Source organism: Arthrobacter sp. NicSoilB4, assembly GCF_019977335.1.
GTDB lineage: Bacteria > Actinomycetota > Actinomycetes > Actinomycetales > Micrococcaceae > Arthrobacter.
In genome coordinates, this window is the sequence record NZ_AP024653.1 from 3,428,342 (window position 1) to 3,443,683 (window position 15,342).

Consider the following 15,342-nt stretch of genomic DNA (forward strand, 5'->3'; position numbering starts at 1 on the left):
CAGCTCCATCACCATACCGGGCGGTGGCGGCACTCAGTCATGGCGCTCATGACGGCACACCGAAGTCCCCGTTCGCTACGGCGGGATCGGCTTCCGTGCTTGCCATGTGTCATTCCTTCTGACCATTACTGCTTGGTCGATTGCCGGCGTCGGATCCCGCTACGACGGCGAGGGCGCCGAGCAACACCGCGGCGTTGGCCCAGAAGATGCCCAGAACCCCGAGCGGCGCAGCCAGGGCTCCCACGGCGAGGGGAAGGGAGATCTGGGCTAACCGGTTCGCTGTGAGACGAAGTCCCAGTACCGCGCCGTGGTGGGAGGGGTCGGCGAGCCCTATGACCCACGACATCGTCAGGGGCTGGGGTATGCCCAGCCCAATTCCGAGACCGATCATCACGCCTACGGCACCGTACGAGCCGACGAGCGGAAGCGCCGTGAGTGCCAAAGCTGCGACCGCGATGGAGGTGACCAGGAGGGATTTGCGACCGAATTTGCCGATGAGCCGGGTCAGCCCGAGTCGGCTCAGCACTGACACCGCGGCTCTCAGCGCGAGAAGAAAACCAACAGTGGGCGCAGTGATGCCGTTTTCCGTCGCCCAGACGGGAACGAAGGCGTACATCAGGTCGACCGTGGTGAGCACCGCAGCGCTGACCGCGAGTGACCTCCACACCCCAGGTATGGCGATAAGCCTTCCTGCCCGGGACGAAACGCTCGTTTGACTCCGCCGATGCACCCGGAGTTTTGCATCCGGACGCCGAAGAGTGAAATATCCCGGCGCCGCCAGAAGCGTAAAGGTCAGACAAACCAGCAGTCCAACGTCGGTATCGGGAAGACTTCCGTTACTTCCGGCGCCGAACGACGCCGCGATCGTCACCACCGGCGGCCCAATAAGCTGGCCTACGGACGCCGCCGCTGTCAGCGCACCGAAGGCGCCGTCCCTCGAATCGGCTGTGCTGAAATGGGCCACGAAGCTCTGGTGGCCCACCATCACCAGGAGATGCCCGAGGCCCACAATCGCACTTGCGATCAATAGTGCGGGGAGGCCCGGGATCACGAGCAGGGCTGCGGTGCCTGCCGCTGCTATCAGCAGCCCGATCACCGCCATGCCCGTTCCGCCGACCCTGTCCGCCACCCGCCCGGCAGGTATCGCCGCTAGAAGGGCAGGCAGGGCGAAACTCGATGCCAACGCTCCAAGGAAGACCGGATCGGCGCCCGCCGCCAGCGCCCGGTATCCAATGATGAGGCGGATGCCCGTCCAGGAAGCCTGCGCCAGGGCAGCCTGGCTGCTCAGGATCAGCCGCCACGGGATCCCGCTCAATGGCTGCGCGGGAAGGCTTCGTCACGGAAGGGGATACTGAGCGCTTCCATTTCAGACCACTGCCGTGGCATTGGCGGGTGATCCGGTTCCACCGGTGATATTCAGGGGTTTGATGCTGACGAAAGCGTCCCAGTCCCCCGTGGCTTTCATCTGCCGGCTGAGGGGTCCGAGCCGCCACAGTTCACCGATGGCCATGCCAAGTTTGGCCAGTAGTTGCTGGTGCATCATCCCGTGGTCGTTCGGCGCAGAGCGAAGGAACGGACTGGTCGGCACGACGGGAAGGCACTCGAAGGCAAAATTATCGGCGGCGATAAGTGCCAGCTGGTTGTCCCAAACCCAGGCAACAAATTCCTCCGACTGGGCTACGCCGGTTGCCCTGCGTGTGTCGCGGGCGCGCATCTTTTCCTCCAGAGTCAGGGTCAGGAACCATTCACACCAACCAGTGTGGAGCATAAGGATGTCGCCGGGACGCAGCCGGAGGGATTGCGCGGCCATCGCAGCCTGTATCAGTGCGAGGGTGAGTGGTTCGCCGCCCGGGTGATCTATCGGGTTCCCTTGTTCCCTGCGGAATCCGTCGAGGTCAACCAGCACTCCCCTGCCGGCAATGGGGCGCTCCGCCCATTCCTGGATGCCGAGCTCGGCGGTTCCTTCTCGGATCTGGTCATCCGGCGTGCCGTTGTAGAAACCCACGTCGTCGGCCCTCCGATGGCGGAGACCGTCGATCTGTGAAGATCCCTGGAGGTAGTAGCCGTCCACGTAGTCGTCGCGGTGCGCCGGATGCGAGGAATAGATGATGTGGCGTGGAGCGGTGCGCTTGAGCGACATTCCAGGGTCGAAAGCGTCCGCTGAGTAGTCCAGGCCAAACACGGCACCGCTCCTGATGCAGTCCCGTGCCTGGCGGACGGCATGCTGGCTTATGAAGGATGGCGTCCCGCGGCCCGGTTCAGGAAAGAGCCCCCATGAAGTGCCGGAGAGTTTGCCCGCCCGCCCCAGGAGGCCGGCGTAGGACGGGTACTGTCCGGGTTCCGTCGGTATTGTCATCGCGTGGTTGCCTCCTGGGCAGTCCGGCTTTGGTTCTGCTTGCGCTGATAGCTGAGGATGAACCCCGCCATTGCGCACACGGACGCCGCAACGCACATCGGGGTCTTGATGGCCTCGTTGAAGAATCCCAGCCAATCTCCCTGGCCCATGATCAGTGCGAGGGCCTGGCCTGCCACGAACAACACACCTCCGCCGAGGAACGCTACGAGCGACAGAACGAATATTACGTCGATGGCTCTTCTGATCTGCTGCATAGTCATGATTCCTTAGATCGGCAGGACGCCGACAGTGATCAGCACACCGATGCCCAGCAACGGCAGGGCGTAATGGGTGAGCAGGCGGGCGAAGGTCTTGGTCGGATCCACATCCGCGATGCCACAGGCGACATACAACGGCGCACCTCCCGGTGGGACCGCGGCTTCGCAAGACGAGAACACCAGCACGGCGACAGCTGCGGTCGTTGCCGGTACGCCTGCGGCAACGAGTGTGGCGACGCCGACCGTTCCGACGGCGGCCATGGTGGCCGTGGCAGACAGCGGTGCTGCGACCGCGATAACGATCAGCCCGATCAGGATCGCGAGAAGCCACAACGGCAGCTTCAGGTCGTTGAGCAATGCCGTCATCTGCTGGGGCAAGCCGGTAGCGGCAAGGGCGTTGGCCCCGGCGAACGCGAAAACGACGGTGACGCCGACGACGCCAAACCTCGGGGCGGACTGCTGCAGCAGCGCCCACCAGGCACGGACGCTGCCGGGCAGCCGTCTCCTGCCCAGAAGGGCACCGGTGATGATCAAGACCACCGGTATCCAGATGATCACGCTGACGGACTTGGCGACGTCCCCTCCGGTCCAGTCCGAGAGCGCCGTTGCGATGCCGCCGGAGGTGATGATCAACGGAATTGCCACCACGGCGAACAGCAGCAGTGTCGCGGCCCCCTGTTTGAATGCAACTCCCACCGCCAGGCGGTGGGAGGGATCCAGGACGGTCATTCCGCTTTTGCGCACCAGCAACCAGGTAACAACCAGACGATGCAAGAAACACCACAACCCGCCGACGAGCAAGGGGAGGACGAGGTCATCCACGTCAAGCAACGGCCCGACTGTGGCTGACCCAACGAGCACGAACATCGAGGCACTGAACGGGAAGGTGATACCCATCCCGGCATTTCCAGCGACAAGCGTCGCCGCCGAAGGCTTATCCAGCTTGGACTTTTCCATCCAGGGGATTGTCACGGATCCCACTGTGGCGGCGATGGCCGCTTGGTTGTGGACGACGCCGCCCAGCCCGGCCGAGGCCACGGTGGACACCCAGGCGGGGCCTCCCCTCATGCCGCCGAGCAGGGAGTTCAGCAAATCAATGAGCCTGTCCAGGACGCCCGTCTTGTCGAGCAGGTATCCCATAAAGACGAACGCCATCGTGGCGTAGACGATTTCGTCGGTCACCGCGGAGTAGAACGCAGTCCATCCGACTTGGGCCGCGGCCCCCGTGAAGGGGAGCACCACCAAGAATCCGAGGATCATTGCCTCCCCGACGCTGCGTCTCATGAGGGTCGTCCACAGCAGGATGACGGCCAGATAGGCACCCAGGGCCCAGATGCCGATCATGTTGCTGCTCCTGACTGAAAGACCCGTTCGTTGGGGAGGTTCCTCATTGATTCCTGTCCACGATTCTCCCTGACGCCGGGGTCAGCGCAAGGCTGGAGACGTCCGTGCGGCTTCCGCGGCGATGCGTTCCAGTGCCGTTGCGGCGGCTGTTGTCATTTCGGCCGGGACTGCGAGGTCCGAGGAAAGATAGGTGGCAGTGTCGTGCATTTCCTTGGAACGTCGCACGGCGTGCTTTGCCGTTCCGGTGAGGAACCGGTCGATGACCGCCTGCCCGTCTCCGGCCAACTGACGGGCGATCTGCCCGCGGATCCAGTCCTCCAGACCGGCGGCGCGGCCGGCGGTGACGGCTTCGACCACCACCGAAGCCAGGCCTTTCATCAGGACGCTGCGGAGGAGCTTGTGAGCCATGGCGGCCCCGGGCTCCCCTGCAGCGATTTCGACGTCGGCGCCCAACGGGGCCAGGAGGTCGGCGATCGCCTTGGATCCGGGTCCGCTGACCATCAACGGTGTCCGCACTCCCTGGGTGGGAACGGGACCGAGGATGGCGACATCCACAAACGCCGCGTTGCTTGGACGCCGCCCGAGTTCCCGCATGACGTCCGGCGAGGAGGACGTGAAGTCCGCGTAACAGCTGCCTGCCGGCATAACGGGCAGGCATTCCTGCGCCACGTTGGGGGCCGCGGCTGCTCCGGTGAGAACCAGAACAACCTCCGCGCCCACGCAGGCCTGGGCTGCGGTTGCGATTCGGGACACTCCGGCAGGGGTGGACGGGGCGACGGGATCAAATCCCCTGACGCTGTGGCCTGCGGCGACGAGGGCCGCCGCATAGGTGGCCCCCGCTTCGCCGAGGCCGATGACGGTGCACGCTGTCATGAGTATTCTGTCCTTCTAGTTTTGGTGGCGGGCCGCGACGATGGCACGCCGGCGGTTAGTTTCATCGTCAAAGACAGCTTCCGCGGCGTCGGCCACGCTGGCTGCCTGCTCCCGGGGAATGACGACGATGCCATCGGAATCGCCGATGATGATGTCACCGGGCAGAACAGGAACCCCACCGAAGGAGATCGGCGTTCCAAGGCGCGAAGGGCCGTTCTTGTACGGCCCGGCAGGGGTGATGGCGCGGGCGAAGACAGGCATTCCGATCTCGCCGAGAGCTTCGGCGTCGCGGGCCGCTCCGTCCAGGGCGAACCCGGCAAGGCCGAGGTTGATGGCGCGCTCCCCAATGAGTTCACCCAACAGGGCCCGGGATTCATCCCCGCCGCCGCAGACGACCACTACGTCCCCGGGGCGGGCAAGCTCAAGTGCGCGGTGGATGCCCTGGTTGTCGCCGGGACGGGTCCAGACGGTGAAGGCAGGTCCGGCGAGGCGGGCGCCCGGCCAGATCGCCTGGATCGCCGAGTCCGCGACACCGAGACGGTCCATGGCGTCGCCGATATTGGCGGCCGGCAGTTTGGCGAGGCGGTCAATCACGTGCTGGTCGGGCCGGAGAAACTCGGTGCCGGGGGTGTCTAATGCTGGAGTTGCCATGGTGGATCCTCTGAACGGTCTTGCGGGATGGTTAGTCTTTTTTCTGAACCAGGGGGAGGACCTTCTTGAAGTCCTCTTCCTGTCCGGCCCAGAACTGTTCGTAGTCCTTGCCGGAGAGGTAACTGGTCTGCAGGCCGAGGTCTTTCATCTTCTGTGCGACCGCGGGGTCCTCAATGGCCTTCTGGAGGGCCGCTTCCAGCTTCTTGGCGACGGCGTCGGGCAGTCCGGCCGGTGCGGAGTACCCGCGGACCGTTCCGGCTTCCACGTCGTAACCTGATTCCTTGAATGTGGGGACGTCTGGAAGGGCGGGCGAACGTTCAGCGGTCATGACACCCAGGACGCGCGCTTTGCCCTGTTTCGTCAGATCGTTCACGTCGCTGACGTTGGCGACGAGGACGTCGACGTGTTTGCCGAGGAACGCCGTGGTCGCTTGGGATGCACCTTCGGAGAAGTGCACCGGGGCAAACTCGGCGCCGGTGGTTTGCTGGATCTGGGCCATTGCAAAGTGTTCTCCGGTCTGAAGCCCTGTGGTGCTGGCTGTCAAGGACTTCGGGTTGGCCTTGGCTGCGTCGAGGAGGTCCTTGAGCGTCTGGTAGGGGCTGTCGGGCTGGACGGCGATGACGGCCGGGTCGATGACCTGTCGGCCCAGGGGCTGGAAGCTGCTGCGGGTGTATTTGGCGCCGCGGCTGGGATCCAGTGGCGAGACGACCACCGACGGGGAACCGGTGGCGCCGATGGTGTAGCCGTCGGGCTTGGCGCTGGTCAGCTGGGTGTAGCCGATCTGTCCGCCGGCGCCGGGCTTGTTGACCACCTCAACGTTGGTGCCAAGCTCTTTCTCCAGGATGGGCTGGACGAGCCGGGCGGCGGTGTCCACGGCGCCACCCGGGGCGAAGGCCACAACGATCTCGATGGACTTGCCCTTCTTGGGGAAGTCATTCGCTGCGGTGGTTGCGGCGCCGGCGTTGGCGCCGCAACCGGTGAGTGCGATGAGGCTTGCTGCGGCGAGCGCTGCAGCGATTCGTGTACGGGTCAAGGTTCTTCTCCTTTGAAGGGTGAAACTGTTGATGTGTAGTGAATGACGGGTTGAACAGGTTGGTTACGTTTCGGGGTCTTCCATGAGCGCCTTGGGCTTGCGGAGCTTGAGCAGCGGGCTGCAGATGATCAGGACGCCGATGGTGATCAGCACCATGGAAATGGGGCGGTTGACGAAGATGCCGAAATCGCCCTGGGAGATTTCCAGGGATTCGCGCAGTGAGCGTTCCATCAGCGGTCCGAGAACGAGGGTGAGGACCATCGGCGCCAGCGGGATGTCCAGGTGTCTCAGGGCGAGGCCCAGAAGACCGAATCCGATCATGACGAACACGTCGAAGACGCTGAAGTTGATGGTGTAGGCACCGATGACCATGAACAGCAGAATCAGGGCGGTCAGGATCGACGGCGGCACGCGGAGGATGGAGGTCCACAGACCGACCAGCGGAACGTTCAGCAGCAGCAGCAACAGGTTGCCGATGAACAGGCTGGCGATGATGGCCCAAGCGATCTCGGAGTGTTCGGTGAAGAGGGTCGGCCCAGGTGTCAGTCCCTGCTGGAGGAAGGCGCCCATCAGCACGGCGATGGTCGGGGACGCCGGGATTCCCAGCGTGAAGAGAGGAATGAGTGCAGCATTCGCGTGAGCGTTGTTCGCTGTTTCGGGACCGGCCACGCCTTCCACCGCGCCTTTGCCCAGCTCGTGGCGGTGGCGGGAAAACTTCTTCTCGGCACCATAGGAGAGCAGGGAGGCGACCGAACCGGTCATGCCCGGGATCAGCCCGAGCCCAAAGCCAATCCCGGTACCGCGGGCCATGGCGGGGGTGCTGCGCCGCATGTCCGCCCTGGACGGGAGGAGGGAACGAAGGCCCGGGGCGTGCACCGCGGGAGTCTGGGAGTCTTTGCGGTGGGAAAGGATTTCAGAGAGCCCGAAGACACCGACGATGACCGCAACGAAGCTGACACCGTCCAGGAGCCTGTCCATCCCGAAGGTGAACCGTGGGGCGCCGGCCACGGGGTCAATGCCTACCATCGAAATCAGCAGGCCCAGGGCTCCGGAGATGAGGGCCTTGACCATCGACTTGCCGGCCAGGGCGACCAGCAGGGAGATACCCACGACCATCAGCGCGAAGAACTCCGGCGGTCCGACGAGGAGTCCCAGTTCGCCGAGGGGCTTCGCCGCGGCGACCAGGCCCAGTGTCGCGATGGTTCCACCGACAAAGGAGCCGACGGCGGCGATGGTGAGCGCCGCCCCTGCCTTGCCCATCTTGGTCATGGCGTAGCCATCAATTGTGGTGATCGCCGAGGCAGCCTCTCCTGGAGTGTTCAGCAAAACGCTCGTGATCGTGCCGCCATACTGTGTGCCGTAGAAGATGGCGCACAGCATGATGATCGAGCCGGTGGCATCGAGGTTGAGTGTGAGCGGGATGAGCAGGGCGACGCCGGCAACAGGGCCGATGCCGGGCAGCACGCCGATGACAGTGCCCAGGAGGCAGCCGATGAAGGCGAATATCAGGTTCTGCCAGGTCATGGCGGCAGCGAAGCCGCCCAGCAGTTCGTTGAGTGTTTCCACGTCTAGAGTCCGATCAGGTTCAGCGGAGGGAAAGCCGAAACGGGAAGGGCTACGTTCAGTCCGTAGTTGAAGGCATAGAACGCTCCGACGCTTCCGGCGAGGGCGATGATCAGCGAGGAAGACCAGGTTCTGCCGCCGCGCAGTTTCAGGTGGTACATGAGGAACAGGAACATGCTCAGCTGAAAGCCGAGCAGGTCCATGACTGCCGCGAGAACGGCCAGGCTGACTACTACGGCGATCACCAGCCCGCGGTCAACGCCTTCCGGCGTCTCGGTGGGGCGGCGCAGTTCCTGAAACAGCCAGACGATGGACATCGAAACCAGCACGCCGCCCATGGCGAATGGAAACAATCCCGGCCCCGGCCCCAGCGACGTCCACAGGCCAAGCTCGATTGAGCTGACCAGGACATAGACACCAACGGCGACGAACGCGCCAATACCCACGAGTACAGACGGGACGACGCGTGTGGCGCCGTCCGGCCTGGCTATAGCTGACTTCGTTGTCATCGGTTCCTTCTTACGGCTCTGAATTCATTTCATACAGTGGAATAGTGTTGCGCCTAGAGAAATAGTGACAGGAGACACATCAGCTGTCAAGCGTTAGAAAATTACATACAATGAAAGGATGACCGCGCCTTCCACGCACTCAGCCAGCTCAGCCGATGACGGCCCGAAGGCGTCCAACATGAGATCCCTGTCCAGGGCAATGGAGGTCTTCGCCGAACTGCAGCGGGCGGAGCGGCCCCAGCGGCTCAGCGATCTGGCCAGGACCTGCGGCATGAGCCTCCCGACGACCCTGCGGATCCTGAGGGTCCTCCAGGACTTTGGCATGGTCAGCCAGACAGACAAGTCGTATCGGATCGGCCCCGCCGTCCTGCCTGCCGCGCGCAGCTACCTGGAGAATGATCCGCTCGTTGTTGCCGCCCGTCCGGTCCTTCAGCAGGTGGCTTCGCAGACCGGGCAGACCGCGTCCCTCTACACACGCCTTGGCCTTGAGCGGATCCTGGTGGCACGCGTCGATGGCGAATCACCCCTTCGCTACGACCTGCCCCTGGGTAAGCGGCTGCCCCTCACGGTAGGGGCTGCAGGAAAAATACTGTTGGCCTCAGCGTCAGAGGAAGAGCTGCAGCAGGTTGTTGCCGCGGCCATTGCGGCGGGCCACGAAAGCTCCGCTTTTACCGTCGGGGAGCTCCGCCTCAGGCTGCCCGAAGCCGGAGTCGACTTCGCATATTCTGCGGACGAACGCGCCACGGGCGTGCTGTCCGTCGCCGTCGCGGTCCCCAACAGGTCCGGCCGGCCGAGTGAATCGATCGCCCTGACCAGTCCCGTGGAGACCGCAACTGAACCGGCCCTCAAAGCCAACGTTCCAGAACTGCGGCGCGCTGCAGGCAGGCTCTCGGAGCTGCTGGAAGGCTCCGTCTACTAAGTCCGACAGTGCGCAGCTGCCGCCTTCTGGGCCCGGCCCTGTGATGAGTCTCACGGGCCATAAATGCTAAATCAGCTTGAGCCAATTGCGCCGCGCTGTGCACTATAGAAAGGCACGGCAGGGAACTCAAAGTCCCGCCGCAGCCGCCCCCGGCCCCTCCGACGCTTCGCGCAAGCAGCGGACCAGAGGACCGGCGGCAACAGTTTTACCCATCCTGGTGGACGCAACGAGGCCAAACCGGTGAGCTCACAGAGCTGCCCGCGGTCCCGGAGCGTTCCCGGTTTGGCCCCACGGCGGCTCCGCATCGGTGCGGCGCCGGACACCCGGATTCACGAATGGAAGCACTGAACAATGACGTTTGAAACTGCCACCTCTGTCACCCACAAGCTCTGGGACCGCTCCACGATGCACCACGAGCTCGACGCCCTGATCCACGACCTCTCGGTCCGGCACAACACCCCGAAGAGCAACATCGCGGTCCACGCCAGCGGCCCCAGCACGTTCACGCTCAGCCTGAACCACGGCGAAGCCAACCTCGAGACGGTCAACCTCTAACACCACGTAACACCACGACGACGGCGGGAGCCTCCCGCCGTCGTCGTGGCGTTTCAAAAGGCAACGCCGGGAGGCAATATCTGGCCCGCCCCGCCATCCTGCTGGCACACTGGGCCGATGACCGAACCTTTCCCCCGATCCAGGCGGCCCGGCATCCGCGCCGCGATGTTCGTTGATTTCGACAACGTCTACACCGGCCTGATGGCCCTGGACCCGGCCGCCGCCAAACGATTCGCCGAGGATCCGAAGCACTGGACGGAGGCGCTGGCCGACGGCGGCGCGGGCGAGGAATCCCGGCGCTTCCTCATCCGCAACTGCTACCTGAACCCGGTGATCTACTCCAAGTACCGGCCGTACTGGACCCGGGCGGGCTTCCGCGTGATCGACTGCCCCTCCCTCACCCAGCGGGGCAAGTCCAGCACCGACATCAACCTGGTCCTGGATGCGGTGGACACCCTGTCCGGGGCCGCCCATATCGAGGAATTCTTCGTGGCGTCCGCGGACGCGGATTTCACGTCCCTGGTCCAGCGGTTCCGGGCAGCCGACCGCATGACGACAGTGATCGCCGCCGGCGCGGTGGCGTTCGCGTACCGGGAGATGGCCGACAGCGTGGTGGAGTCCCACGACTTCGTGGCAATCCTCAACGGGACCGCGGCCGAGTCGATCCATGCGGTGGCCTCCGTCCATCCGCAGCGGGCAGAAGGGACAGCGGAGGCGACATCCCGGGCCACAGCCCTTTCCGGCGCTGCCAAAGAGGTCTGGGACTTTGTCCGGTCTGCCCCGGGCCCGGTCGTCGGGGCCATGGTGGCTCACCGGGCACTCGCGACGGATCCCTCCCTGAAGACAGACTGGGGCGGCTGCGGCAAGTTCGGAACGTGGGTGGCCCAGATCGGCCACGGCGTTGAATACTCGGCCACCCGAGGTGGCTGGGTCTGGGACGCGGAGAGGTTTTCCGACGGCGACCTGCCCGCCGAAACTGAAGCCGAGCCCGGCATCGCGGAACGTGTCGCTCGGGTCACAGACGTGCCCGCTCTCTCCGCCGCCCAGTTCCGCCAGGTGTTCGAGGCCCTGGCAACCAGGCTCCGTGAGCAGCCGGTCGCTCGAAATGAGCTGTCCCGCACTGTCCGCGACGACTGCGTCACGGCCGGGCAACCGGTGTCCCGCTCCGCAGTGAACTTCGTGATTCAGGGCGTGGTCTACGCCGGCGCCTCACTCACGGGCGCGGTGACCGCCGTCGAGCTCGCCGCCGCATGGACCAGAAATGTTGAGGAGCTCTGCCGGGTCGCCCTGATGGAGTTCGACGACGCCGAGAAGCTTGCGCTGAAGCGCTGGGCCAGCGGCGGGCTGCTGGAGTCGACGCAAGCCGACGACTCCAACGGCTAAGGGAGACGCCACGCCTTCAGCCCGCCCGGTAAGATCCCGAACCATGAGCGCAAAGCCAGGCACCACAGGAAATGTCCGGGCTGTCTTCCTCGATGTGGACGGCACGTACGCGGACTATGGGGTCGTTCCCGAGGGCCACGTGCGGGCTGTGCGCGCGGCGCGGAGAGCCGGTCACCGGGTCCTGCTCTGCACCGGCCGCCCCGTCGCGATGCTGCCCGAGAGCATCCTCGCCGCCGGGTTCGACGGCCTCGTGGCCAGTGCCGGCGCCTACGTGGAAGTGGCCGGGACGGTGCTCTTGGACCGGCGCTTCCCGGCAGACCTGGCTGCCAGGACGGTCCAAGCCCTGGACGCGCACGATTCCGTGTACATCCTTGAGGCGCCGGAGGCGCTGCACGTTCCGCCGGCGGCGGCGCAGCGTTTGAGGGAAATCCTCGACAACCATTTCCGGCAGGCGCCGGAAGGCCCGGTGGGTTCGTCCGCCATCCTCGACGCAGTGCGGGCCACGGAGGAGCGCACGTCCGTGCGGTTCGCCAAGGTCTCCGTCTTCGACTCCCCCGTGGCCATGGAACGCCTCGTCACGGAGATCGGCGGGGCGATTGCCGTCGTCGCCAATTCCGTGGCGGACGAGGGCCGGCACGCCGGGGAACTGTTCCAGCGCGGCATCAGCAAGGCTGACGGCGTCGCGGCCGTCATCGCCCACCTGGGCATCGCCCGCGAGGACACGATCGCGATCGGCGACGGCGCCAACGACCTCGAGATGGTCGCGTTCGCCGGCATCGGCATCGCCATCGAAGGGTCCCACTCCGGGCTGGTGGCGATCGCGGACCGCACAGCTGCACCCCCGCGGCAGGAGGGGCTGGTCGCCGCCTTCGCCGAACTAGGCCTGCTCTGATCCGGCCCGTGTTGATCTGTGCCGTTGAAGGGACAAGCTGCTCGTGTACCTCATCCTCCACGTAGCGCGCATGGCTAACGAAGACCGCTCCTTAGCGGGCAGCATCACAAGGTTGCGGCTTCTTCCTCCGCCAGCCTGACCAGCAGCAGTTCGTCCTCCACCGCCCGGGAGGGCCAGTAGTCCTTCGCCAGCTCACTTGCCCGGCCCCTGTCTGCGGCCGGGAAGAGCTTGCCGAACAGCCCGGCCGAATGGAGCAGGGCGATCAGCGCCATGGTCCTGGCGTCCGTTTCCTTGGCATCCGGCTTGGTACCGGGTGCGGTGGCGGTTTCCGGGGAAGCAGGCGTCGTACCGGGCGCGGTGCCGGGCGCGGCGTCGGAGGCCGTGGAAGCAAGCGGAGTACCAGGTTCGATGTCGGGCGCCGTGGCTTCAGTCGCGGCCCCAGGTGCACTGGCATCGGGCGCGGCCCCAGGCTTCGCCGGTTCGGCCGGGGCACCGCCCAGTGCCGCCTGGATCCTGTTCAGGAGCGCAGCTTCCGGGCTGTGGTCCTTCTCCGGGTACCGCATGGACTTGAAGACGCCCAAGTGTTTTTCGCCGACATGTTCCACGATTCCCCGCGACGCCATCCCTTCGTAGACACGCTGCACTTGGGCCCGGCCTTCCAGCATGGAGACCCACTGCTTGGGCGTGTGGGGCCGGGATTTGCCACGGATGAGCTCCAGTTCGTGCTGGAAGTCCGTTTGCGGGGCGGCACCCGTAGCCTTGACGTGCTTCCCGTCCAACCCGATGGCACCAAGCAGGTCCAACTCGGCCAGTATTGCCCCTGCCAAAGTGGTCCTGAGTGCGAACACCGGCACCTCAGGCTTGCCGTCTTTGTCATTCGTCGCCAATAACAGGAAAGCCTGGGGAAGGCTCAGTTCCGCCGTTTTAGGTTTTTCAGCATCCATACGATCATGGTGGCGCAGCTGGCCCGCCACCACAACGAAGATTTACCGGCGTTTACGCCGGCACCTACCCGGATCAGACGTGCTGGTCCAGTTCTCAGCCGCCCTTCCGGCTTCATCCCGCTCATCGCCGCGGCCACCGCGGCAGCGTTCGGATGGAGTGAAGTGTCCCTCGTCTACATCGCCTGCGGTGCCATCGGCCTCATCGCGGCCCTCGCAACCCGGGAAACCTGGGGACCCCGCCAACGGCAGGAAGTCGACCAGCTCGTCGCCGCCGGCAAGTAATACCCCTTAAAACCCAACGTTTGTGGCCCAGGCACCCGCCCGGGCCACAAGTGCGTTACGGGCCAAATTCCAGCTTCGCAAGCGACTTGAGGAACCGCGGCCCGCTCTCAGCGGCGGGCCAGCGGAAGCCTGAGCTTCATCGTCGTACCGCCCGGTCCGGTCCGGTCGACGTCGACGGTGCCGCCGGCGGCCGTGGCGATCTCACGGACCAGTGCCAGGCCGATGCCGAAGCTGCGCCGGCCCCCGGATCCGTCCGGGCCGGAAGTCCTGACGAAACGGTCAAAGATCCGGGTCTGGTCGACGTCCGTGATTCCGGACCCGGTGTCCGCCACGCAGACAACCGCCTGGTTGCCCTCGGTTCCTGTCGTGATGGTGATGCTCCCGCCGGACCCCGTGTGGGCCAGGGCGTTGTCCGCCAGGGCGAGCACGGCCCGCCGCAGGGAGCTCCGGTCGATGCGGGCCAGCGGCTGGCCGCCGTCGTCGGAAAAGGACAGCCGGACGTCCTGCCGCGCCGCAAGTTCCTGCAGGCTTTCAGTGACGGCCCCCGCGACGTCGGCGAGCTCCACCGGTTCCGCGGCGGGATCCGGCGCGGTTCCGGTGGCCGCCAGCAGGAGTTCGTTGACGATCCCGGTCAGGGTGGCCGCATCTTCCCGGATCTTCCCCAAGGCCCGGCCCGGTGTGGAGTCAGGGCTGGCGTCGCGCTGGGCCAGCTGGATGCGCGCGTCCAGGATGGCCAGGGGCGTGCGCAGTTCGTGGCTGGCATCCTGGACGAACCGCCGCTGCAAGGCAAGCGCTTCCCCTAACGGCCGGATGGCGCTGCGGGCGCTGAGCCACCCCACGACGCCGGCCAGGACGATTCCCGCCGCTCCTGCAATGATCATCGCTTCGATCAGGTCCTTGGAATCGAGATAGGTGTAGGCCTCCCCGTGCGCAACGGAGCCGGGCAGGTCGGGGTGCGCCAGCTTGTTCATCAGGTAGGCGGTCGCGGCGGCGAGGAGGCAAAGTACAAGCACCGCGCAGGCGGCGCTGGTCCGTAAAGCGACTTTAAGCGAGGCCCGCCGTAGGGTGTCACGGTCCTGTTCGCCGGCAGCGGGGGGCATCCGATTCATGGGGCATCACCGATCTGGTAGCCGACGCCGTGGACAGTTCGGACCACGGCCTTGGAAATCTTCCTTCGGAGGTGGTGGACGTACGTGTCGATCAGGCCGGGCTGGTCGGCGGCCCGGAAATGCTCGACGAGCAGTTCCTCGCGCGTGAATACCCTGCCCGGTTCGGCGGCCAGGGCGGCCAGCAGCTCGGCTTCCTTTGCTGTAAGGGAAACCAATTGCCCGTAGATCGAGCGCACGGAACGCGACGCCGGATCGAGTTCCCAGTCTCCGATGCTCACGGGTGCCGGCGCCGGCGTGTAGGTGCGCGTCAGGGCGCGCAGACGGGCCGCGAGTTCACCGGCGTCGAACGGTTTGGTCATGTAGTCATTGGCGCCAGCATCCAGGCCCCTGACCTTTTCATCCGTGGCCCCGAGGGCCGTGAGGATCAGGATCGGCGCCGAAACCCCCTTGGACCTCAGCGCGGTGATCAGCGCGATGCCGTCCATGAGGGGCAGGCCCCGGTCGATCACCATAGCGTCCCAGGCCTGGGTCAGGGCCAGATGCAGGCCGTCCTGGCCATTGGTGGCCAGCCGGATCCGGTAGTCCGGTTCCAACAGTTCGGCGATCAGCGGTCCCAGGGCCGCGTCGTCCTCCAGCAGGAGCAGCGACGGCCGGCCGTCAGCGGTTGTCATG

General features: G+C 65.4%; 17 protein-coding genes. 5 read left to right on the forward strand and 12 right to left on the reverse strand.

Features of this window, described 5'->3' with window-relative positions:
• Positions 1–109 precede the first annotated feature (109 nt).
• The 9 genes from LDO13_RS15710 to LDO13_RS15750 all read right to left on the reverse strand — a co-directional run bounded on the left by LDO13_RS15710 (position 110) and on the right by LDO13_RS15750 (position 8,586).
• Positions 110–1,315, reverse strand: coding sequence for an MFS transporter (locus LDO13_RS15710; protein WP_224047606.1), 1,206 nt, complete (start codon positions 1,313–1,315; stop codon positions 110–112).
• A gap of 51 nt (positions 1,316–1,366) precedes the next feature.
• Entirely contained in the window at positions 1,367–2,356 is a 990-nt protein-coding gene (locus tag LDO13_RS15715) for a cyclase family protein (protein ID WP_224047607.1), read from the reverse strand.
• The gene (locus LDO13_RS15720) at positions 2,353–2,616 is read right to left on the reverse strand and encodes a hypothetical protein (RefSeq protein WP_346347023.1); all 264 of its coding nucleotides are present in this window, start codon (positions 2,614–2,616) and stop codon (positions 2,353–2,355) included. Before LDO13_RS15720 ends, LDO13_RS15715 begins: the two co-directional genes overlap by 4 nt.
• Positions 2,617–2,622: 6 nt before the next feature.
• Positions 2,623–3,957 (reverse strand): TRAP transporter large permease subunit, encoded by a 1,335-nt coding sequence (locus LDO13_RS15725; RefSeq protein ID WP_224047608.1) that lies wholly within the window; start codon positions 3,955–3,957, stop codon positions 2,623–2,625.
• 81 nt (positions 3,958–4,038) lie between these two features.
• Positions 4,039–4,830 carry an NAD(P)-dependent oxidoreductase gene (locus LDO13_RS15730; RefSeq protein WP_224047609.1) on the reverse strand — a complete coding sequence of 264 codons (792 nt, stop codon included), beginning with the start codon at positions 4,828–4,830 and terminating at the stop codon, positions 4,039–4,041.
• Positions 4,831–4,845: 15 nt separating this feature from the next.
• The gene (locus LDO13_RS15735; protein ID WP_224047610.1) at positions 4,846–5,481 is read right to left on the reverse strand and encodes a methyltransferase; all 636 of its coding nucleotides are present in this window, start codon (positions 5,479–5,481) and stop codon (positions 4,846–4,848) included.
• Between the two features lie 31 nt (positions 5,482–5,512).
• Entirely contained in the window at positions 5,513–6,514 is a 1,002-nt protein-coding gene (locus tag LDO13_RS15740; RefSeq protein ID WP_224047611.1) for a tripartite tricarboxylate transporter substrate binding protein, read from the reverse strand.
• Between the two features lie 63 nt (positions 6,515–6,577).
• Positions 6,578–8,080 carry a tripartite tricarboxylate transporter permease gene (locus LDO13_RS15745; RefSeq protein ID WP_224047612.1) on the reverse strand — a complete coding sequence of 501 codons (1,503 nt, stop codon included), beginning with the start codon at positions 8,078–8,080 and terminating at the stop codon, positions 6,578–6,580.
• Between the two features lie 2 nt (positions 8,081–8,082).
• The gene (locus LDO13_RS15750) at positions 8,083–8,586 is read right to left on the reverse strand and encodes a tripartite tricarboxylate transporter TctB family protein (RefSeq protein ID WP_224047613.1); all 504 of its coding nucleotides are present in this window, start codon (positions 8,584–8,586) and stop codon (positions 8,083–8,085) included.
• Positions 8,587–8,704: 118 nt separating this feature from the next.
• Between LDO13_RS15750 and LDO13_RS15755 the strand changes: the two genes are divergently transcribed.
• The 4 genes from LDO13_RS15755 to LDO13_RS15770 all read left to right on the forward strand — a co-directional run bounded on the left by LDO13_RS15755 (position 8,705) and on the right by LDO13_RS15770 (position 12,335).
• A complete protein-coding gene (locus LDO13_RS15755) occupies positions 8,705–9,505 on the forward strand; it encodes an IclR family transcriptional regulator (protein ID WP_224047614.1) in 801 nt (266 codons plus the stop codon).
• 351 nt (positions 9,506–9,856) lie between these two features.
• The gene (locus tag LDO13_RS15760; protein WP_224047615.1) at positions 9,857–10,060 is read left to right on the forward strand and encodes a hypothetical protein; all 204 of its coding nucleotides are present in this window, start codon (positions 9,857–9,859) and stop codon (positions 10,058–10,060) included.
• A 117-nt stretch (positions 10,061–10,177) separates the two neighbouring features.
• On the forward strand, positions 10,178–11,443 hold the full coding sequence (locus LDO13_RS15765; RefSeq protein ID WP_224047616.1) for an NYN domain-containing protein: 1,266 nt from the start codon (positions 10,178–10,180) through the stop codon (positions 11,441–11,443).
• 43 nt (positions 11,444–11,486) lie between these two features.
• Entirely contained in the window at positions 11,487–12,335 is an 849-nt protein-coding gene (locus LDO13_RS15770; RefSeq protein WP_224047617.1) for an HAD-IIB family hydrolase, read from the forward strand.
• A gap of 104 nt (positions 12,336–12,439) precedes the next feature.
• Here the strand turns inward: LDO13_RS15770 and LDO13_RS15775 are convergent, their stop codons facing one another.
• Positions 12,440–13,279, reverse strand: a complete 840-nt coding sequence (locus LDO13_RS15775) for a GPP34 family phosphoprotein (protein WP_224047618.1) — start codon at positions 13,277–13,279, stop codon at positions 12,440–12,442.
• A 6-nt stretch (positions 13,280–13,285) separates the two neighbouring features.
• On the opposite strand from LDO13_RS15775, the gene LDO13_RS15780 reads away from it, so the two are divergent.
• Positions 13,286–13,561 carry a hypothetical protein gene (locus tag LDO13_RS15780; RefSeq protein ID WP_224047619.1) on the forward strand — a complete coding sequence of 92 codons (276 nt, stop codon included), beginning with the start codon at positions 13,286–13,288 and terminating at the stop codon, positions 13,559–13,561.
• Positions 13,562–13,668: 107 nt separating this feature from the next.
• Here LDO13_RS15780 and LDO13_RS15785 read toward each other — a convergent pair whose 3' ends face one another.
• Both LDO13_RS15785 and LDO13_RS15790 read right to left on the reverse strand, forming a co-directional pair.
• Entirely contained in the window at positions 13,669–14,670 is a 1,002-nt protein-coding gene (locus LDO13_RS15785) for a HAMP domain-containing sensor histidine kinase (RefSeq protein ID WP_224047620.1), read from the reverse strand.
• Positions 14,667–15,341, reverse strand: a complete 675-nt coding sequence (locus LDO13_RS15790; RefSeq protein ID WP_224047621.1) for a response regulator transcription factor — start codon at positions 15,339–15,341, stop codon at positions 14,667–14,669. The genes LDO13_RS15785 and LDO13_RS15790 overlap by 4 nt, the downstream gene beginning before the upstream one ends.
• Position 15,342: the final 1 nt, after the last annotated feature.

Coding starts and splice junctions, on each gene's coding strand:
- LDO13_RS15715 (WP_224047607.1), bottom strand. CDS start 2,356: ATGACAATACCGACGGAACCCGGACAGTACCCGTCCTACGCCGGCCTC.
- LDO13_RS15720 (WP_346347023.1), bottom strand. CDS start 2,616: ATGACTATGCAGCAGATCAGAAGAGCCATCGACGTAATATTCGTTCTG.
- LDO13_RS15725 (WP_224047608.1), bottom strand. CDS start 3,957: ATGATCGGCATCTGGGCCCTGGGTGCCTATCTGGCCGTCATCCTGCTG.
- LDO13_RS15730 (WP_224047609.1), bottom strand. CDS start 4,830: ATGACAGCGTGCACCGTCATCGGCCTCGGCGAAGCGGGGGCCACCTAT.
- LDO13_RS15735 (WP_224047610.1), bottom strand. CDS start 5,481: ATGGCAACTCCAGCATTAGACACCCCCGGCACCGAGTTTCTCCGGCCC.
- LDO13_RS15750 (WP_224047613.1), bottom strand. CDS start 8,586: ATGACAACGAAGTCAGCTATAGCCAGGCCGGACGGCGCCACACGCGTC.
- LDO13_RS15755 (WP_224047614.1), top strand. CDS start 8,705: ATGACCGCGCCTTCCACGCACTCAGCCAGCTCAGCCGATGACGGCCCG.
- LDO13_RS15760 (WP_224047615.1), top strand. CDS start 9,857: ATGACGTTTGAAACTGCCACCTCTGTCACCCACAAGCTCTGGGACCGC.
- LDO13_RS15765 (WP_224047616.1), top strand. CDS start 10,178: ATGACCGAACCTTTCCCCCGATCCAGGCGGCCCGGCATCCGCGCCGCG.
- LDO13_RS15770 (WP_224047617.1), top strand. CDS start 11,487: ATGAGCGCAAAGCCAGGCACCACAGGAAATGTCCGGGCTGTCTTCCTC.
- LDO13_RS15775 (WP_224047618.1), bottom strand. CDS start 13,279: ATGGATGCTGAAAAACCTAAAACGGCGGAACTGAGCCTTCCCCAGGCT.
- LDO13_RS15780 (WP_224047619.1), top strand. CDS start 13,286: ATGGTGGCGCAGCTGGCCCGCCACCACAACGAAGATTTACCGGCGTTT.
- LDO13_RS15785 (WP_224047620.1), bottom strand. CDS start 14,670: ATGAATCGGATGCCCCCCGCTGCCGGCGAACAGGACCGTGACACCCTA.
- LDO13_RS15790 (WP_224047621.1), bottom strand. CDS start 15,341: ATGACAACCGCTGACGGCCGGCCGTCGCTGCTCCTGCTGGAGGACGAC.